Source organism: Catellatospora chokoriensis (assembly GCF_011297315.1).
Taxonomy (GTDB): domain Bacteria; phylum Actinomycetota; class Actinomycetes; order Mycobacteriales; family Micromonosporaceae; genus Catellatospora; species Catellatospora citrea.
In genome coordinates this window covers 226,595-251,905 of the sequence record NZ_JAAOTI010000006.1, presented here as the reverse complement: position 1 = coordinate 251,905, position 25,311 = coordinate 226,595, and the positions used below count along the sequence as shown (strand labels likewise).

Below are 25,311 nucleotides of genomic sequence, written 5' to 3'. Positions count from 1 at the left end.
AACGCTCCGTGAGCCCTGTTCGGTTCCTTCGGCACCAGCCGGATGGGGTAATGCTCGCCTATCTTCTCGGATCATGACATTGGCGCGGGTCGTCCGAGGCGCCTTCCGCGAGGGTCGTGACGAGCGACCGCACCCGTCGGCGGTCCTGGGCGGGCGGGTCAGGCCGCTGCCTGCGCCAGCCAGTACGGCACGTCGTCGGCGTGATACGGCCACTCCGACGGCTCGATGGCGTCGAGGAAACCGGCGTACGCGGCGGCGTTGCGCAACGCGACCAGCGGCTCGATCAGCGCGACGGCCCGTTCGGGGTCACCGCCCGGCACGGCCGCGCGCCAGCTGCGCGCCCAGGCCAGCCGCAGCGGCTCGGGGTCGGCCAGCTGCTCGCACATACGCAGCAGGTCGATCGCCGGATGCCCGATCACGCAGTCACCCCAGTCGATGACGGCGTGCCGGTCGGCGGTGCCGCGCACGTTGCCGGGGTGGAAGTCCCCGTGCACGAGCGTGTCCGGCAGCCCGCACGCGGCCAGCTCGGCCAGCCGATCGTCGAGCCCGTCGAGCAGCACCGCGAGCCGGCCGTCGGGCCTGGCGGCCGGTGCCTCGGGGAGGTCGGCGGACGTGGCCCGTGCCGGCTCGGTCGTGTCAGCGGCGGACCGGGGCGCGGCGTTGCGGGCCACGACCGCGCGCAGGCGCTCGGCCAGGCGGGGCGGCCGCTGGTCGGGCACGCCCAGCGCGAGCAGTTCGTCGACCCGCCCGGCGGCGACGAGTTGGACGGTGTGCAGGCTGGACAGCATGAGCAGGCGCTCGGCGGCGGGGGCGCCGTAGCGGTCGGTGCCGGGCAGGTCGTCGAGCAGCACCCGGCCGCCGTCGGCGGCGAGCGGGACGGGCGCGGTGCCGGGACAGTGCTCGCCCAGCCAGCCCAGCACCGCGGCCTCGTGGGCGAAGAACGCGGGGACCTGCTTGAGCCATACCGGGTCGGTGTCGGTCTCCAGCCGCCAGATCGCGGACAGGTTCCAGGTGCGCTGCTGCGAGGCCGCGGTGACCGTCCGTCCGCGGTCGGCGAGGGCGGTTTCGGCCCAGGCGAGACTGGCCGCGGGGCCGCCGATCTCGGCGTACGGGGCGCGGCGGGGGTGCGGCACGAGGGCGGCGGCCGCGGGGCGGACCGGGCCAGGGTCCCCGGCGACCTCGGCCAGGTAGGTGACCTTGCCGCCGGGCGGGGCGGGCTGGTCCGCGAAGAGCAGGCGCAGCACGGTGACGTCGACGCCGTGGTGTGCGCGGGCTCCGGCGACGACGTCGGCGACCTCCTGCCACCAGGGCAGGTCCACCTCGTACGGCGGTAGCGCCCCCAGCACGGTTCCGGTCGGGTCCACCAGCACCAGCGTCACGACTCGTCCCACGCCGCGGACCCTACCGACGCGTGACGCGCCCGTCGCCGGGTTTTCACCCGCGCAACCCCAGCCGGCGCGGCTGTGAAGTGGGGAAGGGCACCTTCTGCAACGCGGAGCGTGGTGAAGGTGCCCTTCCTTTCCTCAGGACGTGAGGGTGTACGTGCTGCCAGCGGTGGTGGGGAAGGTGATGACGTTGTTGGCGATGGTGGGGGTGATCGGGCCGGAGCCGGCGCGGGTGACCGTGACGGCCTGGCCGGGCCAAGGGTGCTGGATGCTGACGGTGCCGCCGGCCTGGGCGGTGATGTCGACGTAGGAGACCCGGCCGGAGGCGAGCTGGCTGGAGACGAGGAAGGCGCCCTTCTCGCGGAGGTTCACGAAGGAGGCGTTCTTGCCGGTCGGCCAGACGGGGAAGACGCGGATGACGCCGTCGTCGCTCTGCAGGAGCATGTTGTTGATCGCTTCGATGGCACCGGACTTCTCCAGGCCGTGGAACGGGTCGCCGATGCGCAGGTTGGCCGTGGACTTCGTGCTGATCTGGTTCTTGAGCTGGTCGATCAGGGACTGGGCGGGGTAGCCGACGCGCGCGGCCTGGGTGAAGACCTTGGGGAAGGAGTTGTCCTGGCCCCAGGAGTTCATCGCGTTGAGCGTGTTGATCGCGATCTGGCGCTCGTTGGCGGGGGAGTTGATGCCCAGTACCTCGCCGGGGTGGATGAACTCCAGGTTGACGGTGTTGTCGCCGGGGTGGATGTCGCGGGTGTCGCCGCCGGTGATGGTGCCGGGGTCGGCCAGGGCGTACACGGTCTGGCCGTTGTAGGTGACCGTCGGGCTCGGGGCGAGCTTGGTGACGATGTTCTGCCAGGTGCTGCGCAGCGAGGCGTCGGTGTTGAGCGTGACGCTGGCGCTGATCAGCGAGTTCAGCAGGTACTTCAGCAGGCCCACGTCAGGGCTGGGGTTGCGCGCCCACTGGCCCTCGTGCGGCCCGCCGCGTACGTGGTAGCGCTGCGCGGCGGCGTCCCACTCCAGGTAGTGCTGGAAGAACAGCGCCACCTCCTTGAGGAACGGGTATGCCGTGTTCGCCAGGTAGGTGTTGTCCTTGGTGTAGTCGTAGTAGGCGATGAACTGGGTCGCCGCGAACAGCGAGTTCACGACCTGCTGGTGGTAGTTGTCGTCGGCGGTGGCGCCGAACGGGCCGATGCCGACGGGGAACAGCAGGCCGCCGGGCACGCCGCCGCTGGGGAAGCGGCTGGACACGTAGTCGGACTTGACCCGGGTGAGGTCCTGCTGGGCCCGCCGCCTCGCCTCGGGCACGTACGCCAGGACCAGGTCGTGGTAGGGCCGGGACAGGTCGGCCCGGTTGCTGGAGTAGACGGCGTAGAAGTTGGCCATGAAGTTGTAGTTCAGGTGCATGTCCCCGCTGAACTGGGGCGAGTCGCTGGTCGCCCAGATGCCGTACAGCCCCGGCGCGGTCTTGCCGGCCCGGATCGACGAGCCGAGGAAGTACAGGTGGGCGTAGTAGTAGCGCTCCAGCACGTCGTCGTCGAGGTCGACGTAGGACTTGAGCCAGTACTGCTTCCACCAGTCGACGTGCTGGTTGTAGAGGGTGTCCAGGGTCGTGCCGGACTGGGCGTTCGCCAGGTTCTGCGCCGTGCCCGCGGTGCCGGTCGGGTTCTGCCCGCCGCCCGCGACCGCGGTCAGCAGCCGCACCGTCTGGCCCGGGGCCAGGTCGAACGTCATCGCGGCCCGGGAGCCGGAAGCCGTCGGGGTGCCGACGAGCGATCCTCCGATGAGCCGGGTGGCCAGGGATGCCTCGGAGACCCAGCGGCTGCCGGTCGCGGTGCGCCGGGTGGCCCAGGTGGTGTTCCCGGCGACGCCCGCGGTGTTGGTGAACCCGGAGCGCTGGTCCATCGCGCCGGACCAGGTCTCGGCCTTGAGCTGCACCGATGCCGTGCCCGTGGACGTCACCCGAGTGACGACAACGTTGTCATTCGCGGCAGTCCACGTCTTCATGGTGACCGGCACGCCCCCGATGGTCATCGTCGTGTCGACCTCCCCGCGCAGGATGTTCTGCTCCTCCCGGAACGGCCCCGCCGGCTGCTGCGGCGTGCCGGTGCCGGTCCACAGCTCGAACTGCCCGATGCGGGCGCGCGGGTTGTTGAGCGAATCCGCCGTGGTGCCCTGCGTCGGCTCGGTGATGTTGAGCCGCACGTAGCGCACGTTCTGCGCGGCGATCGTGCGGTCGGTCGTGGCCGCCGTGTTGTTCGCGACCGTGTCGACCGTGTTCCACGTGCTGCCGTTCGTGCTGGTCTGCAGCGTGAAGTTCCTGGTGTTGTTGGCGGTCTCGGCCGGTCGTGCCGCGCTGTCGTGGCGTACGACGTAGCGGGTGAAGGTCTTGGCCGTGCCCAGGTCGAGCGTCAGCGTCTGGGGTTTGCCCACCTCGGACACCCAGCCCTCGTAGCCGCTGCCCCACTGGCCGTTGACCGCCCGGGAGGCGGGGAAGCTCGGGTGGGAGCTGGACGCGGTGGCGGTCGCGCCCGCGGCCAGGTTGCCGGAACCGCCGCCGGAGGACGTCGGCGAGATGGTGACGCCGCCGAGGGCGACGAACGACGGGTTGGGGTTGCCCTGCCAGAAGTTGCCCTTGGAGACGTAGAAGGACTTGTAGCCCTCCCCGCCGCCGGAGGTGATGCCGATGTCGCCGTTGCCGAGCAGCGCGGTGTCGGGCATCGAGCGGGTGACGGAGTTGGTGTACGCCTGGTTGGTCCAGACGCCCTTGATGTTGCCCAGCAGGCCCTGGATCTGGCTCCACTGCTGGTCGGGGGTGGGGGCGGCGTGCGCGGCGGGCGCCGCCAGCGTCGTGGCGGTCGCGGCCAGCAGGCTGGCGGCCACCGCCCCGGCGAGGGTACGGCCGAGTGTTCGGCGTCTCGTGGTCACTGGATGCTCTCCTCGCGATGAGGTGGGGGAGACGGTCGTGGCGCGTCGAAACAGAAACATCCGAGCTGTCCCGGGATAGACATCCGAGCGGTACGGGACAGATGGCGGGGAGATTAGCCCCGCGTTACGAGCCCGTCAACACGTCGATCGCCGTGAACATCGGATGTATGCCGCCTATCCAGCACCGCAACGGTCGCAACGGATCCCACGACCGGCCAGTACGCAGAACCGATCGGATGATCGACCCGACGTTTCAATGTGGAGCTGAGCAGGGGAAGACCCGATGATCCTGACAATTCGGTCTGTTTCCTGAGTGTTGACATCGGATGTCTGGCGGTTCTACAGTCCTGCGACTGATCCCGATTGGCAACGTTGTCAGCCGCCGCCAGCACCACCGGACCACCGGCGGCCGGCATGGATGTATAGGAGGAACCGCCTTGTACCGCCTGCGTCGCGCACTGACCTCCGTGATCGCCGCGTCGGCGCTGTTCGCCGTGGCAGCCTGCTCCACCAGCGCCAACACCGAAAACGGCACCGGCTCCGGCACCAGCCTGACCTTCCTGACCTTCGAAACCCCGGCCCTGACGGCCAAGTTCTGGGACGACTCGATCACCGACGCGCTGAAGTCGGTTCCGGACACGAAGATCAACAAGATCGTGTCCCCGAATAGCGACCGCAACGCGTACGCCAAGCAGCTGCAGGCCTCGGGCCAGTTCCCGGACATCCTGTCCTCGATCAACCCCAAGGACTTCATCGAGGCCAGCCTGCTCACCCCGTTCGACAAGGCGTGGCTGGAGGAGAACTTCCTGCTGCCCGGCGCGAACAACATCAAGGGCAGCACCTACATCCCGCCCACGAACTCGCAGATCCTGCCGATGGTGTTCTACAACAAGGACGTCTTCGCCAAGAACAACATCACGGTCCCGAAGACCTGGGCCGAGTTCATGACCGTCGTCGGAAAGCTCAAGGCCGCCGGGGTCACCCCGATCGAGCTGGCCGGGGCCGAGCCGTGGTCGGCGAGCATGCCGCTGGTCGGCCTGATGAGCGCGCACGTGCTGGGCAAGCGCCCGACCTGGGTCGCCGACCGGTACGCGGGCACCGCCAAGTTCACCGACGCCGACGTGGTCGCCGCCGTCAGCAAGCAGCGCGACCTGATCCAGGCCGGCGCGTTCGGCAAGGGCGCGCTGGGTGTCAACTACGCCGACGCCAACAAGCAGTTCCTTGAGGGCAAGTCCGGCATGTACCTGATGGGCAGCTGGTTCATCGGCCAGATCAAGCCCGAGCAGGCCGCGAGCTTCGGCTCGTTCCTGCTGCCCACCGAGGACGGCTCGCTGGTCGTGCCGTTCAACGTCGGCGGCACCACCGCCGTCAGCGCCAAGGCCGCCGACGTCGCCAAGGCGACCGAGTTCGCCAAGGCGTGGTCGCTGTCGCCGAACAACCTGCGCACCCTGATCGAGACCGACGGCGCGTTCCCGATGATGAAGAAGCTCAAGCTGGAGGACTTCGGGGCGAAGGTCACCCCGGTCTTCACCGAGGCGTACACGTACGTCACCTCGGAGAACACCAAGGTCTCCTCGGTCGGCTGGGTGAACAACGACGACGCGATGCCCCCGGGCGTGGCCGACCTGTTCTACGCCCTGTCGCAGCAGCTGTTCACCAACGGCGACGTCAAGGCGCAGCTCGCTGCCCTCGACGCGGCCTGGGACAAGGCCGCCGGCAAGTAGCAGTGCTCCTCCCCGCGCGGCGGCCGGTCCCGAACTTCGGCCGCCGCGCGGAACCCCACCGCTCGAAAGGACCCCTCCGTGCCGTCCGCCCGAACCGCCTCCCGCAGGCGACCGCTGGGGCTGGCTCCCTTCCTCTGGGTGGCCCTGCTGCTCTACGTCGCCTTCCTCGTCTACCCGGTGCTGAACAGCCTGTGGACGAGCTTCACCGACAAGAACCCGCTGCGGGCGGAGAGCAGCTTCGTCGGGTTCGACAACTACAGCGAGATGCTGACCGACGAGCGGCTGCGGGCCAGCCTGCTGTTCACCGTCGTGGTCGTCGTCGTGGTCACCCTGATCGCCAACGCGATCGGCCTCGGTTTCGCGCTGCTGCTCAACCGGCAGAGCGTCGGCTACCGGGTGATGCGCACCCTGATCTTCATCCCGCAGGTCCTGTCCGGGGTCATCGTCGCCATCATCTGGCGCAGCATCCTCACCGAGAACGGACTGCTCAACGCGGTGCTCCAGCGCATCGGCGTGACCAGCACGCCGGTCTCCTGGCTGGGCAGCACCGAGATGGCGACGCTGTCGCTGTGCGCGGTGGTCAGCTGGATCACCATCGCCTTCGCCACCGTCGTCTACTCCGCGTCGCTGCGCTCGGTCCCGCCGTCGCTGTACGAGGCGGCCAAGATGGACGGCGCCGGGGCGGTCAGCCGCTTCCGCAACGTCACCTTCCCGATGATCGCCCCCGGCACCACCATCACCGTTGTCCTGTGCCTGATCACCACGTTCAAGCTGTACGACGTCATCGCGGTGCTCACCGGCGGCGGCCCCGCCAACACCACCCAGTCCACCGCGTACTACCTGATCCAGCTCGCGTTCACGAACAACCTGTTCGGCTACTCCTCGGCCGTGGCGATGCTGCTGCTGGCGCTGACCGCCGGCATCGCGTACCTGGTCACGAACGTGCTGCGCAAGAGAGAGGCCCGGCTGTGAGCACGCTGCGTATCCCCCTGCGGCGGCGGGGGCACCTCGCCTCGGCGATGCTGGTGACGGCCGCCTACATCCTGCCCGTATACGTCGCGCTGGTCAGCGCGTTCAAGACGCAGGACCAGATCCTGGCCAACCCGGCCGCGCCGCCCGCCCCGTTCACCTTCGACAACATCATCAAAGCGCTGTCCCGGCCGGACAACCTGGTCCAGGGCGGCCTGGGCAACTCGGTGTTCGTCACCGCCGCCACCGTGGTGCTGCTGGTGCCGCTGGCCTCGGCGGTCAGCTTCTACATCAGCCAGCGCACCCCGAAGGTCAAGGCCGCGCTGCTGGCCTTCTTCGCGCTCGGGCTGATGGTGCCGCCGCAGGTCGTGCTGCTGCCCATCGTCGAGCTGCTGACCGTGATCGGGCTCGACCACACCTACCCCGGGCTGATCCTGTCCAACATCGGCGGCGGCTACCTGTCGTTCGCGGTGTTCGTGTACGTCGGCTTCCTGCGCACCGTACCCCCGGAGATCATCGAGGCGGCGCGGGTCGACGGCGCGGGCGACGTGCGGCTGTGGTGGCAGGTCATCATGCCTGTGGTGCGTCCCGCGACCGCGACCGTCAGCATCTTCCTGGGCCTGTGGGTGTGGAACGACTTCCTCAACCCGCTGCTCATCCTCGGCCCGCTGCAGGGCCAGACCATCACCACCGGCGTGTACCTGTCGGTCGGCGGCTACTCCACCGACTACGGCCAGCTGTTCGGCATCATGTTCCTGTCCGCGGTCATCCCCGTGGTCGGCTACCTGGTCAGCCAGCGCGAGTTCATCCACGGCCTGATGTCGGGAGCGTCCAAGTGACCGTCCCGCACCTCGACGTGCTGGCCGGCGACTGGCTGCCCGCCGCCGACCTGGCCCACCTGCCCTCGCTGCGCAACCAGTGGGGCCAGGCGCACGCCAACGCCGACCTGACCTCGCTGTCCTGGCTGGCGATCCCGCCGCTGTCCGGCGGCTACCACACCGGCACGCTGCGCGTGAACGGCACGGTGCCGGCCGCGGAGCGTTTGCGCTGGTCACCGTGGGGCGTCCAGCGCGAGGCCGCCACCGGCAACCTGGTGGTACGCACGGACACCCGACTCGGCTACGAGAGCACCGACGTGTACTGGCGCATCGCGGTGACCAACGCGAGCGATGTGCCGGTGCGGGCCGTGGTCGAGCAGGAGCTGCTGGCCATGGTCGCGGTGTCCGAGGTGGACTGGGGCTGGCTCTACGGCACGCCCTGGAACAGCGGCCACCACCACGACTTCTACACCACCGAGCGGATCCGGGCCGAGGTGCTGTCCGCCGCGCCCCGGCAGGTGCAGCTGCTCGCCGCCGACCAGCGTTTCCTGCGCCTGGGCAGCCCTCGCATCCCCGGCATCCAGCGCGACGAGGACACCGCGCCGATGCTGTTGGAGACCGAGCTGCCCGACCACTCGACCCCCGACTCCGGCCGGTTCCGGGCGCCCGCCGCGCGCGCCGCGATCCGTGCCGTCACGGCGACCGCCGCTTCCGGCGAGGCGGTCCGGGTCGACGGCGAGTTCCGGCTCGACCACCCGGCCGCCGAGCAGCGGCTGGTCCCGGTCGCGCTCGGGGAGGGCGCGACGCTGTCGTTCGAGGTGCGCCTCGATGCGGAGTCTGCCGACGGGGTGCTGCTGACGCACGGCAACCACCCCGACTCGGTGCAGTTCGGTCTGTCCGAGGGCCGGCCGTGGCTGCGCGTGGCGGGTGAGCGGCTCGACCACGCGCAGCCACTCGCTCCCGGCCGGTGGCACCGGCTCGCGGTGCGGATCACCGCCGAGGCCGCGTACCTCGACGTCGACGGCGAACCCGTCGCGGCCACCCGCCCCTGGTGGGACGGGCAGCGCTGGCAGGCGACGGCGGTCGGCGGCGACGCGATGGCGGTCACCGACGGTGCTTCGGCGGCGCGGGCGGCGTACACCTTCGCGACGCCTCCCGACGCCCTCACCGTGACCGGCTCGCGCGGCCTGGCCCGCTGGGACCTCGACCTGGCCCCCGGCCAGACGCTGGTTCTCGGCACCGTGCTGTCCCTCAGCGCAGCTGCCGATGCCCGCGTCCCCCGGGCCGGGTCCGCGACCGATGCCGGAGGTGCCAACCACCACCTCGGCCCTCACGACACCGGTGACAGCCCGGTATCTGTCGCGGCGAGGGCGGCTGCGGCGGACTTCGCGGCCGTCTTCGACGGGGTCGCCGACCGGTGGCGGCGCACCTGGCTGGCCGCGTTCACGCCCGGCAACGACGTGTTCAGCGGGCACCTGCCCACGCTGACCGACGCCGAACCCGGGCTGGCCAAGGGCTACTACCTGGCCGCGCTGCTCGCGGTGTACCTGCGCAACACGGGAGTCAGCCCGCTCGGCCCGGTGTTCCTCACCGGCGGCCCGCGCCTCGGCCCGACGACCACCTTCTACTGGGACGTCTCGGAGTGGGCGCGGGTCGCCGCGCTGCTGGAACCCGTCGCCCAGCGCGCCTGGATCCTCGCCGCGCTGAACGGGCCCTACGACCGGTCGTTCGCCTTCGACACCCGGCACCTGCTGCCCGTCGGCAACCATTACGCCTCCAACGACCACGCGCTGTTCCGCGTCGTGCAGGGCTACGTCGGCGTCACCGGCGATGTCGAGCTGCTGCACGAGACCGCGTCCGGGCGCACCGTGCTCGACCACCTGCGCGAGATGGCCTACCGGCCGCGCGCGCGGCGGGCCGCGTTCGGCGGCGGCGAGCTGGTCGACCTCGGCCGCGACCCGTGGGAGCTGCTGGAGTGCGTGCCGAACTACCGCGACGCGGTGGTCTCCTTCAACGCCGGGTACGTCGGCATGCAGCGCGATCTCGCCGACCTGCTGCGCCTGCTCGGCGAGCCGGTCGAGGCCGAGCACGCCGAGGCCGGGGCCGCCCGGCTGGCCGCGGCGGTGCTGCGCCAGTACGCCGGTGCGGGGCGGTGGAACATCGCCCACCCGGAAGGTGACGAGACCATCGGGCACGTGCTGGACTTCGGGCTGGTCGCCGCGGACATGGCCGAGGATCTGAGCGACACGGTGCGGGCCGAGATGGTGGAGTTCGTGACCGGGCACCTGCTCGACGGGGACTGGATGCGGGCGCTGTCGCCCGACGACCCGATCGCGCCGCGCTCCGACCGGCCCGATCACGGGGCCGCCGGGGCGTTCGCGGCCTGGCCCGGCGCGACCGCGTACGGCCTGTGCCGGCTCGGCCGCCCCGACCTGGCCCGTGACCTGCTCGGACGTATCCACCGGGCCCGGGGAGGGGCGCTGTGGGGACAGGCGACCGAGACGATCGGGGGAGGGCGCTATCGCACCGCCGAGCGGGGGGTGTCCAATAGAGACAGCAACGCTGCTGTCGCGGCCGCCGAGACGGTGATCGCGGGCCTGTTCGGCATCCGCGCGAACTTCGCCTCGCTGGCCGAGCCGTCCGGCTCGGCCGTCGGCGCCGCCGGGCGCCTCGACAACGTCAACGCGCACGGGTTCGGGCTGCCGGTCCGCGAGAAACTCCCCACCGCCCCGCCCAGCGCACCAGGGAGCACACCATGGCACTGACCGACGAGGCCATCGAGAAGATCAAAGAGATGATCCTCTCCGGGGCGCTGCGCCCCGGCGACAAGCTGCCCAAGGAGGCCGACCTCGCCGAGCGGCTGGGCCTGTCCCGCAACTCGCTGCGCGAGGCCGTACGCGCCCTGTCGCTGATCCGGGTCCTCGACGTCCGCCAGGGCGACGGCACGTACGTGACCAGCCTCGAACCCGGGCTGCTGCTGGAGGCGCTGACGTTCGTCGTCGACTTCCACCGCGACGACACGGTGCTGCAGTTCCTGGAGATGCGCCGCATCCTCGAACCCGCGGCCGCGGCGCTGGCCGCGCAGCGGATGACCGAGGAGGACATCGCCAAGCTCGCCTCGGTCGTCGAGGAGATCGGCCCCGACGCGTCCATGGAGGAACTGGTCGCCAACGACCTGGAGTTCCACCGGCTGATCGCGGCGGGCACCGGCAACGCGGTGCTGTGCTCGATCATCGACGGCATGTCCGGCCCGACCACCCGCGCCCGCATCTGGCGCGGCCTCACCCAGGACCGCGCCGTCGAACGCACCCGCGAACAACACCTGGCCATCCTCGACGCCATCACCGCCCGCCGCCCCGAGGTGGCCCAGTCCTGGGCCCTCATCCACGTAGCCGGCGTCGAAGAATGGCTCCGCCGAGCCCTCTGACCGTTCCCCGCCCGCCCCGTCCGCCCTGTTGGCGCAACTCTTGAAGACTTGCGGCGTCCGTGGGCCCCACAGGCCACGAGTCTTCAAGAGTTGCGACAGATGCGGTGCGAGGCCGGCGGCGGGGTGGCGTTGGGCGAGGTCGGCTGTCCGGCTGATGTGGTCCCGGTCACAGGCCATGAAGAATCCTCGGCTATGGATTCAGTGCTGACCCAGGTGTTCCTGCCCGTCGCCCTCGGCATCGTGATGCTCGGCCTCGGCCTCGGGCTCACCGTCGCCGACTTCAAGCGGATCGTGGTGTTCCCGAAAGCGGTGCTGGTGGCCCTGGTCTGCCAGGTGCTGCTGCTGCCCGCGGTGTGCTTCGGCCTGGTCCTGCTCCTCGACCTGGATCCGACGCTGGCGGCGGGCATGATGCTGCTGGCCGCGTCGCCCGGCGGCACCACCGCGAACCTGTACAGCCACCTGTTCGGCGGCAACGTGGCGCTCAACGTCACGCTGACCGCGGTGAACTCGGTGCTGGCCATCTTCACCCTGCCGCTGGTGGTGAACTTCGCGCTGAACCACTTCCTGTCCGGCACCGACCAGATCGGGCTGCAGTTCGGCAAGTCGCTGCAGGTGTTCGCGATCGTGCTGATCCCGGTGGCGATCGGCATGTTCATCCGCAACCGCTCGGTCGACTTCGCCGACCGGATGCAGCGGCCGGTGCGCATCCTGTCCGTGGTGGTGCTGGTGCTGGTCATCATCGGCACGCTGGTGTCGGAGAAGGACAACATCGCCACCTACTTCGCCGACGCGGGCCTGGTCGCGCTGCTGTTCAACGTGATCAGCCTCGGCGTGGGCTACTTCCTGCCGCGCCTGGCCGGGCTCGACCGCGGGGACTCGGTCGCCGCCGCGATGGAGATCGGCATCCACAACGGCACGCTGGCCATCTTCATCGCCACCACGCTGCTGGCGAGCACGGCGCTGGCGGTGCCGGCCGCGGTGTACAGCATCATCATGTTCTTCACCGCCGCCGCCTTCGGCTACCTGGTCCGGCCCACCCGGTCGGCGCAGGCAGAGCCCGCCCTGACGGACTGACACCCGTACGCCGGCGTCCTCACTCGCGCGGGCGCCGGCACCCGGCGGGTCGGGACCCGTGGCAACCGGTCAGGGCAGCGTCTCGGCCCGCATCAGGTCGACGGCGAGCTGTACCGCCTCCGGCGAGGCGGTGCGCAGCGAGCCGGCGGCGTACGGCGGCTGCGGGTCGTACTCGATCGCCAGCTGGATCGCCTCGGCGACGGCCGGACCGGCCAGGTGCGCGGCCAGCCGCAGCCCCATGTCGATGCCCGCGGACACGCCCGCCGCGGTGATCACGCGCTCGTGCTCGACCACCCGCTCGGGCACGTAGGTCGCGCCGTAGCGGGCCAGGTAGTCCTTGGCGGCCCAGTGCGTGGTCGCGCTCTGCCCGCGCAGGATGCCCGCGGCGCCCAGCATCAGCGCCCCGGTGCAGACCGACGTCGTCCAGGTCGAGGTCACGTGGGCGGTACGGACCCAGTCGACGTACCCTTCGTCGGCAGCGGCCGTGAACGAGCCCTCCAGCCCGCCCGGGATCAGCAGCACATCCGGCTCCGGCAGATCGTCCATCGCCTGCTCGGCGAGCATGGTCAGCGCCCCGGTGTCGGCGACCACCGGCCCAGCCTGCCTGCCCACGAACACCACCCGCGTATCAGGCACCCGCACCAGCACCTCATACGGCCCCACCGCATCCAGCGCCGTAAACCCCGGATAAACCAGCACCGCCACGATAGTCACCACCCCACTATCACCCGCCCGCCCCCTCCCGCGGGGACGATCTTGCGTGAACTGTGGGTACGGCACGCACTCTTCGGGCGAATCGGCAGCAGTTCACGCAAGATCGTCACGATCTTGGGGGTGGGGCGGGGAGGCCCGCGTCGGCGATGCGCTGGCGGAAGGGACGGCGGGTGAGGGCGGTGGCGAGTTCGGTCAGGAGGTCGACCAGAGGGATCGACAGTTCGGAGTCCAATGTGCGCATCGCGGCGGTGGTGGCCGACCACTCGGCGGTGATCACGGGGAGCAGTTCGTGTGCCTTCGGGGTCAGCCCGACCAGCCGCTGGCGGGCGTCCGCGCCCGGGGTCAGGTCGACCAGGCCGGCCCGGTTCATCTGGGCGACCGTCTGGCTCGCCGCGGAGTGGGTCACGCCGACGGCCCGGGCCAGGTCGCGGATCGGCAGCGGGCCCTGTGCCAGCAGCGCGCGCACCACGGGGGAGTAGCGGGGGCGGTAGTCGGCCAGGTCGAGCTCGGCGTAGACCTTCGCCACGTCTCCGTCGAGCAGTTCCAGCACGTGGCGAAGCAGCGTGCCGACCGCTTCGCGCTCAGGGAGGTGGGCCATGCTAGAAATATAACAGCGCTGTCATATCTTCCTGGAGGTGGTCGTGTACCCGCAGTTCGAGCCCTACGACAACGGCCTGCTCGACGTCGGCGACGGCAACCTCGTGTACTGGGAGGTCTGCGGCAACCCCGACGGCAAGCCCGCGGTCGTGCTGCACGGCGGCCCGGGCTCCGGGGCGACCGCGGGCTGGCGGCGTTACTTCGACCCGGCCGCATACCGGGTGGTGCTCGTCGACCAGCGGGGCTGCGGCCGCAGCACGCCCAGCGCCGGCGACCCGACCACCGACCTGGGCGTCAACACCACCCACCACCTGATCCGCGACCTCGAACAGCTGCGCGCCCACCTCGGCATCGACCGCTGGCTGGTGCTCGGCGCCTCCTGGGGCTGCACGCTGGCCCTGGCGTACGCGCAGCGCCACCCCGCTTCCGTCTCCGAGATGGTGCTGTTCAGCCTCACCAGCACCACGCACCGCGAGGTCGACTGGGTGACCCGGCAGATGGGGCGCATCCTGCCGGAGGAGTGGGCCCGGTTCCGCGACGGCGTGCCCGAGTCCGAGCGCGACGGCGATCTCGCCGCGGCGTACGCCCGGCTGCTGGCCGACCCCGACCCGGCCGTGCGCGACCGGGCGTCGCGGGACTGGTGCACCTGGGAGGACCAGCACGTCGCCATCGCCACCGGGTTCCAGGCCGACCCGCGCTTCGACGACCCCGAGTTCCGGATGGTCTTCACCCGGCTGACCACCCACTACTGGGCCAACGCGGCGTTCCTTGAGGACGGCGAGTTGCAGGCCAACGCGGGCAAGCTGGCCGGCATCCCCGGCGTGCTCGTACACGGACGGCTGGACATCAGCGGCCCGGCCGACATCGCCTGGCACCTCGCCCAGGCCTGGCCCGACGCCGAACTGACCCTGGTCGACCGGGCCGGCCACGGCTCCCGCGGCGGCATCGGCGACCTCGTCCTAGCCGCCCTCGACCGCTTCGCCACCCACCGCTAATCCGTCAAGGTCACCGGACTTGCCTGGCACCTGGGCGAAAGCGGGCTCAAGATACGCCCAGGTGCCAGGCAAGTCGGATGATCGAGGGGCCGTGGTGGGTCAGGCCGGGGTGAGGTGGGCGGTGGCGGCGCGTTCGGTGGTGAAAGCGGTGTCGACGAGGTCGGCGGCGTGGTCGCACCAGGCGCGCAGGTCGTCGTCGGGGGCGGCGGCCGTGGCGTGGGCGGCGAGCGTCGACCAGGTCTGGCCGGATTCGCGGAACAGCCGTGCCGCCTCGGTGAGCGCCGGGGCGGCGAGCACTGTCGCGGCCTCGTCGAGGAAGTCGGCGTAGAGCGGGCGGGTCGCGCCGGGAGCGGTGTACTCCCGTTCCAGGCATTCGGCCAGCCGGCGCATGGCGTGCTCGTGTCCGGCCGGGTCGCCGAACCGCCTGGCCCAGCCCTTGCGGGTGCGCCCGTCGCGCAGTTCGGCGGCGAGCTTGGCCATGCCGGAGAAGCCGAAGTTGACGTCGAAGCTGTTGCCCAGCACCGGCCCGGTCAGATGCGCCACCGTCGTGGCCAGCGCGTCGCGGACGGCGGCGGGCAGGTCCACGCCGGACAGACCACGGGAACCGGGCGCGGCTTCGGCGGCGGGCTCCACCGTGAGCAGAGCGTGGCGGCCCTGGCGGTGGGCGGCCCAGGCTGTGCCGAAGTCCGGGACGGGCATCGTGGCGATGTCGTGTGGCGGGTCGAGGACGGTGAGCACGTCCCCGTCGCGTGCGGTGACCAGCACGGTGTACGGCTCGGCGGCCGAGAACGGCGGGCTCTGCTGCCACGGCAGCTTCCCTCGATCGACCAGGCACAACGCGGGCACACCGGTGTCGAGCGCGGTGCGCAGCCGGTCCAGTGCGGCCTTCGTCGCGGTGCCGTTGGTCTGCCGGTGGGCCAGGCCGAGCCGGTCGAGCACAGCGGGCGCCCAGGCCTGCGGGTGGTGCTGGGCGACGATGGTGAGCAGCGGGTGCGGCACGGCGTCGTACTCGAAGACCGCGTACAGGAAGCCGATGCCGCCGCCCAGTCCGCAGACCATGGCTTCGGACAGCGGCTGCCCGGCGGCGGCGAGCAAACGTCCGACCAGCACAGACTCGCGGTGCTGTCCGGCGGTGGTGACGACGGGCCCGGCGAGGTGGCGGGCGGCGGTGGTGTAGCTCTCGCCGAACCGCTCCATGCGCTCCCGGACGAGCTTCTTGAAGTTCCTGCGTGCAGTCATGACAGCGTCCTCCGCGACGGCGCTGCGCCCCTCCCACGCCGGTGACGCGTCCGTCGCTGAAGAGGTTTTCCAGCTGCACAGGCGGTCCCGCCCGCGATGAGATGGTCACCTTCGCCCCCGCGTCGCCGGCGCGCGTGGGGCGCCGGTCTGGAGGTATGGCGTACGGGCACGCCGCAGGCATCGTAACCCCTGGACAGGCCGGAGGCGAGGCTGGTAGCGTAACGCGCGTTACGTAACGGCTGTGATGCAAAAGAGGTGCGGATGCCCCGGCAGGTGGATCACGACGAGCGTCGCGAGCAGCTGTCCGCCGCCGTGTGGCAGGTGGTCAGCGAGCACGGGCTCGACGGGCTCACCCTGCGCGCGGTCGGCGACGCCGCCGGCTGCACCACGGGCCGCGTGGCGCACTACTTCCGTGACAAGAACGCGCTGCTCACCCATGCCCGCGACGTCATGCACCGGCGCATGGTCGCGCGGATCGACGCGCTCGGCGACTTCGCCGGCCCGCGCGAGCGCTTGCGGGCCGTGCTGCAGGAGGGTGTGCCGCTCGACGAGGAGCGGCGGCTGACCTCGACCGTCTGGGCCTACTTCCTGATGGCGGCGCGCACCGACCCGGCGCTGCTGGCCGAGCACGTGGTCCGGCACGAGTCGTGGATCCGGCGGGTGACCGGGCTGCTGCGCGACGCGTACGCCGTACCCCCGGACGATCTGGAACTGCGGGCCCGCAACCTGGTCGCGCTGCTGGAGGGGTTGGCGCTGTGCGGGGTGGCCACGCCTGAGCTGTATCCGCCCGACCTGCTGGTCCGGGCCGTCGACAACCATCTCGACCTGCTGCTGGGAGCGAAAGAATGAGCACGGAGGCCGCCATCATGGAGATCATCGAGGTGTCGCCGGCGGATCCGCGGCTGGCGCCGCTGGTCGGCGCGATGCGGGTCGAGTTGGACGCGCTCTACCCCGAGGAGATCGACTTCGAGCACCCGACCGTCAAGGAGGCGGCCCGGTTCCTGCTCGTGCTCGCGGGCGGCGCGGCGGTCGGGTGCTGCGCGGTGCAGCCGCTGGACGGCGGCGAGGCGGAGCTCAAGCGCATGTACGTCGACCCGGCCTGGCGCGGCCGGGGCATCGCCCGGCGGTTGATGCCGGAGGCCGAGGCGCTGGCGGTCCGGGCCGGCGCGAGCCGGTTCAAGCTGGAGACGGGCGTCCGCCAGCCCGAGGCGATCGCCGTGTACGAGCGGGCCGGGTTCACTCGCATCCCCAACTACCCGCCGTACGACCGGTGGGAGATGAGCGTCTGCTACGCCAAGCCGCTGCTGCCCTGATCGGCGGATACGAGGCGTTAAGAAGGGCACCTTCCACTACGCATAGCGATGTGAAGGTGCCCTTCCTTTCTCAAGCCGGGCAGGGTTCCGGGGCGTGGCCGGCGGAGCGTTCCTGGGCGGGTAGGCCGATGTGGGCGGCTACGACGCGTTCGGGGACGCCGTCGGCGAGGCTGTCGGACAGGGCGCGGTCGCGTACGGCGAGCAGTCGTTCGGTGTTGTGCTCCAGGACGCGGTCGAGCAGGGCGAGCTGGGCCAGCAGGCCGCTGTCGGCATCGGACGGCGGGCTCGCCGCCGCGGCGGCCAGCGCCGAACAGACCTCGTCGGCGGTCACCCCGCCCAGCGCGGCCACGTCGCGCAGGTCCCAGCCGTGGTGGTGCACGAGGATCGCGGCGAACAGGATGCGCGAGGCCTCGTTGGCGGCGCGGTAGCCGTCCACGAAACGCAGCCAGTGCGCGCAGTGGGCGAGCCGCTCGGTGGGCTCGTCGGGCAGGTTCAGCTCGACCGGCGCGGCCGGGAGCAGGCGCAGCGCCTGGTCGTACGCCAGGGACAGCAGCTCGCGCAGCTGCGCCGCCACCTGCTGGCGTTCGGCGAGGTCGTGTTCGGTGCCGCCGTCGGGAGTCAGGCCGGTCCACTCCAGAATGACCGCGGCGCGCGGGGCGCAGGCGCGGTGGCCGCAGATGACCTCGGCGACGTCGGCGGCGGTCCAGTGCTCGCGGTGTACCAGGGACAGCGCGGCCTGGTCGCGGGCGACGAGGGCGCGGCGGTACTTGTGGCGCAGGTCCATGGTGAGGGTGCACACGTCCAGCGCGCCGCGGGCGATCTCCTGATGCTCCAGCAGCGCGATCTGCCGGCTGAGTTCCGGCACGCTGATATCGGCGATCGGGTTCGTCATGAGCTCGACGCTAACGCTGCGTGTTCGAGAGTTCTACGTACTGCTGATCTTTTGTGTGGTTTCTGACTTTCGACCGGTCCGCGCCCCCACCAAAAGTCACGTCTGCCCGATTCCCCCTCGCCGCAACCCTTAAAGACTCGCGGCCTCAAACCATGTGTGGGGCCGCGAGTCTTGAGAGTTGCGGCAGTGGTGTGCGGCCAGGTGGCGGCTTGACAAAAAAATTTGTCGGTAGGAGGATGCGGGGCATGTTCGATGTAGCGGTGATCGACGACCCGGCGGCGGCCGAGGCCTCGCTGGATCCGATCCGGGCCCGGCTGCTGGCCGCCCTGGTCGAGCCCGGCTCGGCGACCTCGCTGGCGGCCAAGGTCGGCCAGCCCCGGCAGAAGGTCAACTACCACCTGCGGGAGCTGGAGCGGCACGGGCTGATCGAGCTGGTCGAGGAGCGGCGCAAGGGCAACGTCACCGAGCGCGTGCTCCAGGCCACCGCCGCGTCCTACGTCATCTCGCCGATCGCGCTGTCGGCGGTGCAGCCCGATCCGGGCCGCGCGCCCGACCGGTTGTCCGCGCGCTGGCTGCTGGCGCTGGCCGCGCGGCTCGTGCGCGACATCGGCGAGCTGCTCACCGGCGCGGCCAGGGCGAACAAGCGGCTGGCCACGTTCGCCATGGACGGGACGGTGCGGTTCGCGAGCCCGGCGCAGCGGTCCGCGTTCGCCGAGGAGCTGGCCGGCGCGGTGACCGCGCTGGTGAGCAAGTATCACGACGAGCAGGCCGAGGGCGGGCGCGAGCACCGGATCATCATCGCCGTGCACCCCAGCGTGACGCGCCAGGTCGAGGAGGGCTGACATGGGCAGGGACTTCGAGATCACCGAGGAGCTGCCGGTCGATACCACGCCGGAACAGGTCTGGGACGCCATCGCGACCGGTCCCGGCATCGACTCCTGGTTCATGGGCCGCAACGAGGTGACGCCCGGTCGGGGTGGCGCGGTGCGCACGGCCTTCGGGGGGTACGCCCCGACGCTGCCGATCACCGCGTGGGAGCCCGGACACCGCCTGGCGTACGGCGAGGCGCCCGGCCCGGACGGCAGGTTCGTGGCGTACGAGTTCCTCATCGAGGGCCGTGCCGGCGGCAGCGCCGTGGTGCGCACGGTGACCAGCGGCTTCCTGCCCGGCGACGACTGGGCCGACGAGTTCGAGGCGATGGGCCTGGGCCTGGCCCTGTTCCACCGGACCCTCGCCGAATACCTCACCTGGTTCCGCGGCCGCACCGCCGTCCCGGCGACCGTGTTCGGCCCGCCGGTCGGCGACTGGCCGCACGCCTGGCGCCTGCTGCACGGCGCGCTCGGCCTGCCCGGCGTGCCGAAGCCCGGCGACCGGGCCGCGTTCACGGTCGACGGCGTCGCCCGCACCGGCGAGGTCTTCCACGTCAGCGCCCAGACCCTGGCCCTGCGCACCCCGGACGCGCTGTACCGGTTCGTGCGCGGTTTCACCGGCTCGATGGTCGCGATGCACCACCTGTTCACCCCCACCGACGAATCCGCCGCCTGGCAGTCCTTGTTGGACACCCTGTACGCGCAGGGCCGGGCGTGACGGCAGACAAGGAGCAGTTCATGAACACCGTCGTCTCCGCGGACGGCACCGCGATCGCCTACAGCAAGGTCGGGCATGGCCCGGCGGTCATCCTGGTGGACGGGGCCATGTGCTTCCGCGCCATGGGCCCGGCCGAGCCGCTGGCGAAGCTGCTGGCCGACTCCTACACCGTCTACACCTACGACCGGCGCGGCCGGGGCGGCAGCGGCGACACCGCGCCGTATGCCGTCGAGCGCGAGGTCGAGGACCTCGACGCGCTGATCAAGGAGGCCGGGGGCAGCGCCTACCTGTACGGCATCTCCTCCGGCGCGGTGCTGGCCTGCGACGCCGCCGCGCGGCTGGGCGGGGTCCGCAAGCTCGCCGTGTACGAGCCGCCGTTCGTCGTGGACGGCACGCACGAGGCGCGGCCCGCCGACTACCTGGACAAGATGGACGCGATGATCGCGCAGGACCGCCGCGGCGACGCCGTGACGACGTTCATGAAGACCGTCGGGGTGCCCGGGGTCGTGGTCGCGATCATGAAGCTGACGCCCAACTTCAAGAAGCTGAAGGCCGTCGCGCACACGCTGCCGTACGACTTCCGGGTGCTCGGCGACACCGGTCGCGGACAGCCGCTGAACGCCGCCCGCTGGGCCGGGGCACAGCTGCCCGCGCTGGTCATGGACGGCGGCAAGAGCCCGGTCTACATGCGCAACGGCGCCAAGGCCCTGTCACAGGCGCTGCCGAGCGCCGGCTACCGCACGCTGCCCGGCCAGACGCACCTGCTCAAGCCGGAGGCGGTCGCGCCGGTGCTCAAGGAGTTCTTCGTCGGCTAGGCGAGTTTCTTGACGAGCAGCTCGAACTCCAGGTCGTCGCGCTGCGGCAGGCCGAAGCGCTCGTCACCGTACGGGAAGGGGCTCGTCTGCCCGGTGCGCGCGTAACCACGGCGCTCGTACCAGGCGATGAGCTCCGCCCGCACCGAGATCACGGTCATGTGCATCTCGGGCACGCCCCACTCGTCGGCGGCGTAACGCTCCGCCTCGGCGATCACCGCCTTGCCCAGGCCGCCGCCCTGCAGCAGCGGGCGCACCGCGAACATGCCGAAGTAGGCGTGGCCGTCGTGGCGCTCCAGATGGCAGCAGGCCTGCAGCTCCCCGCCGCGCTCGGCCAGCAGCACCACGCTGTCAGGGTCGGCGACCTGCGCCGCGACCGCCTCGGCATCGGTGCGCTGGCCCTGCAGGATGTCGGCCTCGGTGGTCCACCCGGCCCGGCTGCTGTCGCCGCGGTATGCCGACTCCACCAGCGCAACGATCGCGGGCACGTCCCGCGGCCCCGCCGCGCGCACGGTCATCGCCTGCTCCGCCATGTTGCCGATCCTTCCGTGCCGGGCATGATCGCCCGTCAGGCTAGCGGGTGTTGACGAGTTTCGGGTGGGACTTGACCCAGGCGTCGAGCTTGTCGGCGCGCAGGGCGGCGAAGTAGGTGGTCTGGTCGCCGCCGAGGCGCTCGCCGCGGTAGGCGCCGCCGCTGAACACGCCGCCGCCGGGCAGGCCGACCAGGGTCAGGTTCGCGGGGCGGATGTTGCGCAGCGCGTACACGAACTCGCTGGGTTTGCGGCCGCGGCCGTCGAAGGTGAAGGTCTCGCCCAGCGCGGTGAGCACGTCGTCCAGCTTCGTGGGGTCGGCCAGCAGGTCCATGCTGAGCGCCTTGGTCAGCATCGCCTTGATCAGCTGACGCTGGTGGCGCTGGCGCGCGTAGTCGCTGCCGGTGATGTAGCGCTGCCGCGCGTAGTCCAGCGCCTGCCACCCGTTCATGTGCCGGTTGCCGACGTTGTAGGTCATCCGCGGCCCGGAATAGCCGTGCTCGCAGCCGCGGCAGACCGCCCGGTGCACGCCGTCGGGGCGGCGGTGGATGGACACGACCTTCTGGTCGACGTAGATGTCGACGCCGCCGATGGCGTTGATGAGCCGGATGTAACCGTTGAACGAGATGACGGCCCCGGCGTCGAAGCGCGCGATCCCGGTGTACTTGCTCACCGTCTTGGCCAGCAGCTGGAAGCCCTGCGCGATGTCGTACTTCCCGCCGGGCATCCGGGCGCCGTAGGTCAGGGCGTGGGTGAGCTTGCTGCGCTCCCCGCGAAAGCGCGACGGGGCGAACGCCGGGATGTCGACGAGCAGGTCCCGCGGCAGCGAGGTGAGATACGCGCTGGTCAGGTCCTTGTTGACGTGCAGGATCATCACCACGTCGCCGTGCGCGGGCGAGCCTTTCTGCTCCTCGCGCGTGTCGCGGCCGAGGATGAGCATGTTCAACGGCCCCTTGAGGTCCGCACCCGCCGGGGGAGTCGGGCTGGCGCTCGGCGACGGTGACGGCGACGGCTCCTCGCTCGGGCCGAACAGGTCGACCTGCGGGATCGCGGAATCCACCCGGTCCAAGGTGGCCTGGACCGCCGCGTAGGCCGCGCCGCCCACCAACGCCAGCGCCAGGCCGAGGACGATGAACAGCCGAGTTGACCGCGTCATGGGGTGCGCTCCGGGGGTGTGGCGCTGTCGGGGGACTTGAACTGTAGTCCGTGCCGGACCCCGGCGGCAGTGCTCGACGAGCGGTCAGCGGGCGCGTTCGACGGCGTCGGCGGCGGCGTGCGCGCCGTCGGCGTGCAGACCGGCCACGACACCGTCCACATCGGCCGCCGAGCGGTTCTGGCTGAGCTTCCACTTGGCTTCCAGGCGCGAGATGCGCAGCTCCACGCCGACGATCGCGCGCAGCTGCCCGCTGACGAACGCCGCCGGGGCGTCGTCGACCGACCACGGCGCCGGGCGGCGGCCCTCGTGCTTGTCGGTCAGCCGGCGCACCAGCGCCCCGGTCCAGGCCGGGTCGTCGTGCACGACCAGCTCGCCGTACGCGTGCACGACGGCGTAGTTCCAGGTCGGCACGACGCGGCCGTGCTCGGCCTTGGTGGCGTACCAGGAGGGGGAGACGTAGGCGTCGGGGCCGCGCAGGATGGCCAGGGCCTCGCCGAGCGCGGGGCGGCGCCACTGGTCGTTGTTGCGGGCCAGGTGGCCGAGCAGCGCGCCGTGCGGGCCGGTGTCCGGGTCGTACACGAACGGCAGTGTCGTCGCGACGAGGCCGTCCGCGGTGGCGGTGACCAGATCGGCGGCACCGTGCTCGGTCAGCAGCTCGCGGACGGCGGTCTCGTCGGCGGCGAAGTGGGCGGGTGTGTACACGGTCAGACCTTTCCGACGGCGGGTGCGGGCGCGCTCGCGCGGGTGCGCTGGATCAGCACGACGCAGCCGAGCACCACCAGCGCGGCCGAGATCGAGGCCGGAGTCACGGTCTCACTCAGCAGCAGGGCCGACCAGGCCAGGGTGAGCACGGGCTGGGCGAGCTGGATCTGGCCGACCTGGGCGATGCCGCCTCTGGCCAGGCCCGCGTACCAGGCGAAGAAGCCCAGGAACATGGAGACCGCGGTGAGGTAGCCGAACGCGGCCCAGGCGGTGGTGTCGGCGTGCGGCGGGTCGGCCAGCGCCGCGGCGGCGGTGACGGGCACGGTGACCGGCAGCGCGACCAGCAGCGCCCAGCAGATGGTGCGGGCGCCGCCCAGCTCCCGCGACAGCGCGCCGCCCTCGGCGTAGCCGAGCCCGCACAGCACGACGGCGGCCAGCAGGAACAGGTCCGCGACGGTCAGCGTGCCGCCGACCCCGCCGCTGGTGACCAGGAAGGTCAGCACCGCCAGCAGCCCCGCCGCGGCGGCGGCCCAGAACGCGGGCGACGGCCGCTCGCCGGCGCGCAGCACCGCGAAGACCGCGGTCATCGCGGGCAGCACCGCGACGACGACCGCCCCGTGTGCCGAGGTCTGCGTGGTCAGCGCCAGTGAGGTGAACATCGGGAAGCCGACCACCACACCCGCGGCGACGACGGCCAGCCGCCGCCACTGCGCCGCGGTGGGCCGGGGAGCGCGGGTGAGCCGCAGGTACGCGAAGGCCAGCAGGGCCGCGCCGACGGCCCGGCCGAAGGCGACGAACCAGGGGTCGAGCTGCTGCACGGCGATCCGGGTCAGCGGCAGCGACAGGCTGAACGCCAGCACCCCCACCGCGCCCAGGGCCAGCCCCGTCACCCGGTCCGCTGTTACCGTGCGGGGCACAGTAGCGCTACTCTTGTCCGTCATGAGTAACGGTAACGCAGTGGCCCGCGTTATCCAAGATCTGCGCGGGCTCGCCGCCGTCGCGGCTCCCGGCGCGCGGCTGCCTTCGGTGCGCGAGCTGACCGCCCGGCACCAGGCCTCACCGGTCACCGTCGCCGAGGCGATCCGGCAGCTGGCGGCGCAGGGCGTCATCGAGGCGCGGCCCGGCAAGGGCACCTTCGTGGCCGTCCCGCCCGACGACCCCGGCGTGCCCGACCTGTCCTGGCAGACCGTCGCGCTCGGCATGCGCCCGCCCGGCGACGACGAGATGCAGGCGCTGATGGCGTTACCGCCACCGGGCGCGATCCCGCTGTCCGGCGGATACCTCGACCCCGACCTGCAGCCCGCGGCCGCGCTCGGGGCCGCGCTGACCCGCGCCGCCCGCCAGCCCGCGTCGTGGCAGCGCGGACCTGTCGAGGGACGCGAGGACCTGCGCGCCTGGTTCGCCCGCGAGGCCGGGGCCGGGCTGCGCGCCGACGACATGGTGATCTGCCCCGGCGGCCAGGCCGGCCTGGCCACCGCGCTGCGCGCGCTCACCGGCCCCGGCGACACCGTGCTCGTCGAGTCGCCCACCTACCTCGGCGCGCTGGCCGCGGCGCGGACCGCCGGGCTGCGGGTGGTGCCGGTGCCCGCCGACGCCGACGGCGTACGCCCCGACCAGCTCGCCGCCGCGTTCGCCCGCACGGGCGCGCGGCTGTTCTACTGCCAGCCGCTGTACGCCAACCCGCACGGCGCGACCCTGGCCGGACATCGTCGCGCCGAGGTCACCGAGGCGGTCCGCGCCGCCGGGGCGTTCCTGCTGGAGGACGACTACGCCCGCGACCTCACCATCGACGGCGAGGCCCCGCCGCCCCTGGCCGCCGACGACCCCGACGGCCACGTCGTCTACCTGCGCTCACTGACCAAATCGGCCGCTCCCGGCCTGCGCGTGGCCGCCATCGGCGCGCGCGGCCCGGCCGGTGCGCGCCTGCGGGCGGCACGCCTGCTCGACGACTTCTTCGTGGCCGGCCCCATGCAACTGGCCGCCCTGGACTTCGTCACGTCCCCGGCCTGGACCCGCCACCGCCGCGCCCTGCGCACGGCCCTGCGCGAACGCCGCGAAGCCCTGCTCGCGGCCCTGCGCCGCCACCTGCCCGAACTGGTCCCGCACGCCGTCCCGCGCGGCGGCCTGCACCTATGGGCCCCGCTACCCGACGGCACCGACGACGTCGCCCTGGCCACCGCCGCGGCGGCCGAAGGCGTCATCGTCTTCCCCGGCCGCCCCTGGTACGCCGCCGAACCCCCGGCCCCCCACCTGCGCCTCACCTTCGCCGCCGCCCCACCCGCCCACCACGACGAAGCCGTCACCCGCCTCGCCCGCGCCCTGGGGCACGGACGCGCCCCGACCATCCACCTCTCATAGACGCTGGCCTATTACGTCGAGTATTCGTAGATCAAACTCGATGTAATAGGCCAGCGTCTATCGAAAGCGCGCCCGGGAGCGCGGCCCCGGATCG

Annotated in this window: 23 protein-coding genes; 13 read left to right on the top strand and 10 right to left on the bottom strand. The window is 71.7% G+C overall.

The genetic code is table 11. The features are described 5' to 3' along the window. Positions 1 to 158: 158 nt before the first annotated feature. Positions 159 to 1,391 carry a phosphotransferase family protein gene (locus HAV39_RS11920; RefSeq protein ID WP_191839233.1) on the bottom strand — a complete coding sequence of 411 codons (1,233 nt, stop codon included), beginning with the start codon at positions 1,389 to 1,391 and terminating at the stop codon, positions 159 to 161. A gap of 132 nt (positions 1,392 to 1,523) precedes the next feature. After that, positions 1,524 to 4,310 (bottom strand): glycosyl hydrolase family 95 catalytic domain-containing protein, encoded by a 2,787-nt coding sequence (locus HAV39_RS11915; RefSeq protein ID WP_191839232.1) that lies wholly within the window; start codon positions 4,308 to 4,310, stop codon positions 1,524 to 1,526. Positions 4,311 to 4,747: 437 nt separating this feature from the next. Between HAV39_RS11915 and HAV39_RS11910 the strand changes: the two genes are divergently transcribed. The 6 genes from HAV39_RS11910 (at position 4,748) to HAV39_RS11885 (ending at position 12,322) form a co-directional block, all read left to right on the top strand. Further along, on the top strand, positions 4,748 to 6,034 hold the full coding sequence (locus HAV39_RS11910; RefSeq protein ID WP_239120535.1) for an ABC transporter substrate-binding protein: 1,287 nt from the start codon (positions 4,748 to 4,750) through the stop codon (positions 6,032 to 6,034). 78 nt (positions 6,035 to 6,112) lie between these two features. Then, on the top strand, positions 6,113 to 7,006 hold the full coding sequence (locus HAV39_RS11905; RefSeq protein ID WP_191839230.1) for a carbohydrate ABC transporter permease: 894 nt from the start codon (positions 6,113 to 6,115) through the stop codon (positions 7,004 to 7,006). Beyond that, positions 7,003 to 7,842 (top strand): carbohydrate ABC transporter permease, encoded by an 840-nt coding sequence (locus tag HAV39_RS11900; RefSeq protein WP_203736222.1) that lies wholly within the window; start codon positions 7,003 to 7,005, stop codon positions 7,840 to 7,842. The genes HAV39_RS11905 and HAV39_RS11900 overlap by 4 nt, the downstream gene beginning before the upstream one ends. Beyond that, entirely contained in the window at positions 7,839 to 10,586 is a 2,748-nt protein-coding gene (locus HAV39_RS11895; protein ID WP_191839229.1) for a laminin G domain-containing protein, read from the top strand. The genes HAV39_RS11900 and HAV39_RS11895 overlap by 4 nt, the downstream gene beginning before the upstream one ends. Continuing rightward, positions 10,577 to 11,248 carry a FadR/GntR family transcriptional regulator gene (locus HAV39_RS11890; RefSeq protein ID WP_120319331.1) on the top strand — a complete coding sequence of 224 codons (672 nt, stop codon included), beginning with the start codon at positions 10,577 to 10,579 and terminating at the stop codon, positions 11,246 to 11,248. Before HAV39_RS11895 ends, HAV39_RS11890 begins: the two co-directional genes overlap by 10 nt. 99 nt (positions 11,249 to 11,347) lie before the next feature. Beyond that, positions 11,348 to 12,322 (top strand): bile acid:sodium symporter family protein, encoded by a 975-nt coding sequence (locus HAV39_RS11885; RefSeq protein ID WP_191839337.1) that lies wholly within the window; start codon positions 11,348 to 11,350, stop codon positions 12,320 to 12,322. Between the two features lie 69 nt (positions 12,323 to 12,391). Here the strand turns inward: HAV39_RS11885 and HAV39_RS11880 are convergent, their stop codons facing one another. Both HAV39_RS11880 and HAV39_RS11875 read right to left on the bottom strand, forming a co-directional pair. Beyond that, positions 12,392 to 13,036 carry a DJ-1/PfpI family protein gene (locus tag HAV39_RS11880; RefSeq protein ID WP_203736223.1) on the bottom strand — a complete coding sequence of 215 codons (645 nt, stop codon included), beginning with the start codon at positions 13,034 to 13,036 and terminating at the stop codon, positions 12,392 to 12,394. 106 nt (positions 13,037 to 13,142) lie between these two features. After that, positions 13,143 to 13,634, bottom strand: a complete 492-nt coding sequence (locus HAV39_RS11875) for a MarR family winged helix-turn-helix transcriptional regulator (protein WP_191839228.1) — start codon at positions 13,632 to 13,634, stop codon at positions 13,143 to 13,145. Between the two features lie 43 nt (positions 13,635 to 13,677). Here HAV39_RS11875 and pip point away from each other — a divergent pair, with 43 nt between their 5' ends. Then, the gene (gene pip, locus HAV39_RS11870) at positions 13,678 to 14,628 is read left to right on the top strand and encodes a prolyl aminopeptidase (protein ID WP_191839335.1); all 951 of its coding nucleotides are present in this window, start codon (positions 13,678 to 13,680) and stop codon (positions 14,626 to 14,628) included. Between the two features lie 99 nt (positions 14,629 to 14,727). On the opposite strand, the gene HAV39_RS11865 is transcribed toward pip, so the two are convergent. Further along, positions 14,728 to 15,867, bottom strand: a complete 1,140-nt coding sequence (locus tag HAV39_RS11865) for a BtrH N-terminal domain-containing protein (RefSeq protein ID WP_191839227.1) — start codon at positions 15,865 to 15,867, stop codon at positions 14,728 to 14,730. A 261-nt stretch (positions 15,868 to 16,128) separates the two neighbouring features. Here HAV39_RS11865 and HAV39_RS11860 point away from each other — a divergent pair, with 261 nt between their 5' ends. Both HAV39_RS11860 and HAV39_RS11855 read left to right on the top strand, forming a co-directional pair. Then, the gene (locus HAV39_RS11860; RefSeq protein ID WP_191839226.1) at positions 16,129 to 16,716 is read left to right on the top strand and encodes a TetR/AcrR family transcriptional regulator; all 588 of its coding nucleotides are present in this window, start codon (positions 16,129 to 16,131) and stop codon (positions 16,714 to 16,716) included. Next, the gene (locus tag HAV39_RS11855) at positions 16,713 to 17,180 is read left to right on the top strand and encodes a GNAT family N-acetyltransferase (protein ID WP_239120537.1); all 468 of its coding nucleotides are present in this window, start codon (positions 16,713 to 16,715) and stop codon (positions 17,178 to 17,180) included. The genes HAV39_RS11860 and HAV39_RS11855 overlap by 4 nt, the downstream gene beginning before the upstream one ends. Positions 17,181 to 17,250: 70 nt before the next feature. Here the strand turns inward: HAV39_RS11855 and HAV39_RS11850 are convergent, their stop codons facing one another. Continuing rightward, positions 17,251 to 18,072, bottom strand: a complete 822-nt coding sequence (locus tag HAV39_RS11850) for a hypothetical protein (protein WP_191839225.1) — start codon at positions 18,070 to 18,072, stop codon at positions 17,251 to 17,253. 245 nt (positions 18,073 to 18,317) lie between these two features. On the opposite strand from HAV39_RS11850, the gene HAV39_RS11845 reads away from it, so the two are divergent. The 3 genes from HAV39_RS11845 to HAV39_RS11835 are packed head-to-tail and all read left to right on the top strand — an operon-like array spanning position 18,318 to position 20,474. After that, positions 18,318 to 18,914: a winged helix-turn-helix domain-containing protein gene (locus HAV39_RS11845; protein ID WP_191839224.1), complete on the top strand. Its 597-nt coding sequence runs from the start codon at positions 18,318 to 18,320 to the stop codon at positions 18,912 to 18,914. Position 18,915: 1 nt separating this feature from the next. Then, positions 18,916 to 19,659: an SRPBCC family protein gene (locus HAV39_RS11840; protein WP_191839223.1), complete on the top strand. Its 744-nt coding sequence runs from the start codon at positions 18,916 to 18,918 to the stop codon at positions 19,657 to 19,659. Positions 19,660 to 19,679: 20 nt separating this feature from the next. Beyond that, positions 19,680 to 20,474, top strand: coding sequence for an alpha/beta fold hydrolase (locus HAV39_RS11835; protein WP_191839222.1), 795 nt, complete (start codon positions 19,680 to 19,682; stop codon positions 20,472 to 20,474). Here HAV39_RS11835 and HAV39_RS11830 read toward each other — a convergent pair. The 4 genes from HAV39_RS11830 to HAV39_RS11815 all read right to left on the bottom strand — a co-directional run bounded on the left by HAV39_RS11830 (position 20,471) and on the right by HAV39_RS11815 (position 23,800). Beyond that, on the bottom strand, positions 20,471 to 21,004 hold the full coding sequence (locus HAV39_RS11830) for a GNAT family N-acetyltransferase (RefSeq protein ID WP_191839221.1): 534 nt from the start codon (positions 21,002 to 21,004) through the stop codon (positions 20,471 to 20,473). The two genes, HAV39_RS11835 and HAV39_RS11830, sit on opposite strands and share 4 nt — an antisense overlap. 40 nt (positions 21,005 to 21,044) lie before the next feature. Next, complete coding sequence (locus HAV39_RS11825) at positions 21,045 to 22,157, bottom strand: LCP family protein (RefSeq protein WP_191839220.1); 1,113 nt, start codon at positions 22,155 to 22,157, stop codon at positions 21,045 to 21,047. Positions 22,158 to 22,241: 84 nt separating this feature from the next. Next, a complete protein-coding gene (locus tag HAV39_RS11820; RefSeq protein ID WP_191839219.1) occupies positions 22,242 to 22,859 on the bottom strand; it encodes an FMN-binding negative transcriptional regulator in 618 nt (205 codons plus the stop codon). A 2-nt stretch (positions 22,860 to 22,861) separates the two neighbouring features. Beyond that, the gene (locus HAV39_RS11815) at positions 22,862 to 23,800 is read right to left on the bottom strand and encodes a DMT family transporter (protein ID WP_191839218.1); all 939 of its coding nucleotides are present in this window, start codon (positions 23,798 to 23,800) and stop codon (positions 22,862 to 22,864) included. On the opposite strand from HAV39_RS11815, the gene HAV39_RS11810 reads away from it, so the two are divergent. Beyond that, positions 23,799 to 25,217: an aminotransferase-like domain-containing protein gene (locus HAV39_RS11810; protein ID WP_191839217.1), complete on the top strand. Its 1,419-nt coding sequence runs from the start codon at positions 23,799 to 23,801 to the stop codon at positions 25,215 to 25,217. The genes HAV39_RS11815 and HAV39_RS11810 overlap by 2 nt on opposite strands. Positions 25,218 to 25,311 lie beyond the last annotated feature (94 nt).

What these genes read in the sequence shown, in the direction of transcription:
- HAV39_RS11835 (WP_191839222.1), top strand. Translation starts at nt 19,680, where the DNA reads ATGAACACCGTCGTCTCCGCGGACGGCACCGCGATCGCCTACAGCAAG.
- HAV39_RS11845 (WP_191839224.1), top strand. Translation starts at nt 18,318, where the DNA reads ATGTTCGATGTAGCGGTGATCGACGACCCGGCGGCGGCCGAGGCCTCG.
- HAV39_RS11815 (WP_191839218.1), bottom strand. Translation starts at nt 23,800, where the DNA reads ATGACGGACAAGAGTAGCGCTACTGTGCCCCGCACGGTAACAGCGGAC.
- HAV39_RS11860 (WP_191839226.1), top strand. Translation starts at nt 16,129, where the DNA reads ATGCCCCGGCAGGTGGATCACGACGAGCGTCGCGAGCAGCTGTCCGCC.
- HAV39_RS11875 (WP_191839228.1), bottom strand. Translation starts at nt 13,634, where the DNA reads ATGGCCCACCTCCCTGAGCGCGAAGCGGTCGGCACGCTGCTTCGCCAC.
- HAV39_RS11885 (WP_191839337.1), top strand. Translation starts at nt 11,348, where the DNA reads ATGCGGTGCGAGGCCGGCGGCGGGGTGGCGTTGGGCGAGGTCGGCTGT.
- HAV39_RS11810 (WP_191839217.1), top strand. Translation starts at nt 23,799, where the DNA reads ATGAGTAACGGTAACGCAGTGGCCCGCGTTATCCAAGATCTGCGCGGG.
- HAV39_RS11840 (WP_191839223.1), top strand. Translation starts at nt 18,916, where the DNA reads ATGGGCAGGGACTTCGAGATCACCGAGGAGCTGCCGGTCGATACCACG.
- HAV39_RS11830 (WP_191839221.1), bottom strand. Translation starts at nt 21,004, where the DNA reads ATGGCGGAGCAGGCGATGACCGTGCGCGCGGCGGGGCCGCGGGACGTG.
- HAV39_RS11850 (WP_191839225.1), bottom strand. Translation starts at nt 18,072, where the DNA reads ATGACGAACCCGATCGCCGATATCAGCGTGCCGGAACTCAGCCGGCAG.
- HAV39_RS11855 (WP_239120537.1), top strand. Translation starts at nt 16,713, where the DNA reads ATGAGCACGGAGGCCGCCATCATGGAGATCATCGAGGTGTCGCCGGCG.
- HAV39_RS11890 (WP_120319331.1), top strand. Translation starts at nt 10,577, where the DNA reads ATGGCACTGACCGACGAGGCCATCGAGAAGATCAAAGAGATGATCCTC.
- HAV39_RS11825 (WP_191839220.1), bottom strand. Translation starts at nt 22,157, where the DNA reads ATGACGCGGTCAACTCGGCTGTTCATCGTCCTCGGCCTGGCGCTGGCG.
- HAV39_RS11865 (WP_191839227.1), bottom strand. Translation starts at nt 15,867, where the DNA reads ATGACTGCACGCAGGAACTTCAAGAAGCTCGTCCGGGAGCGCATGGAG.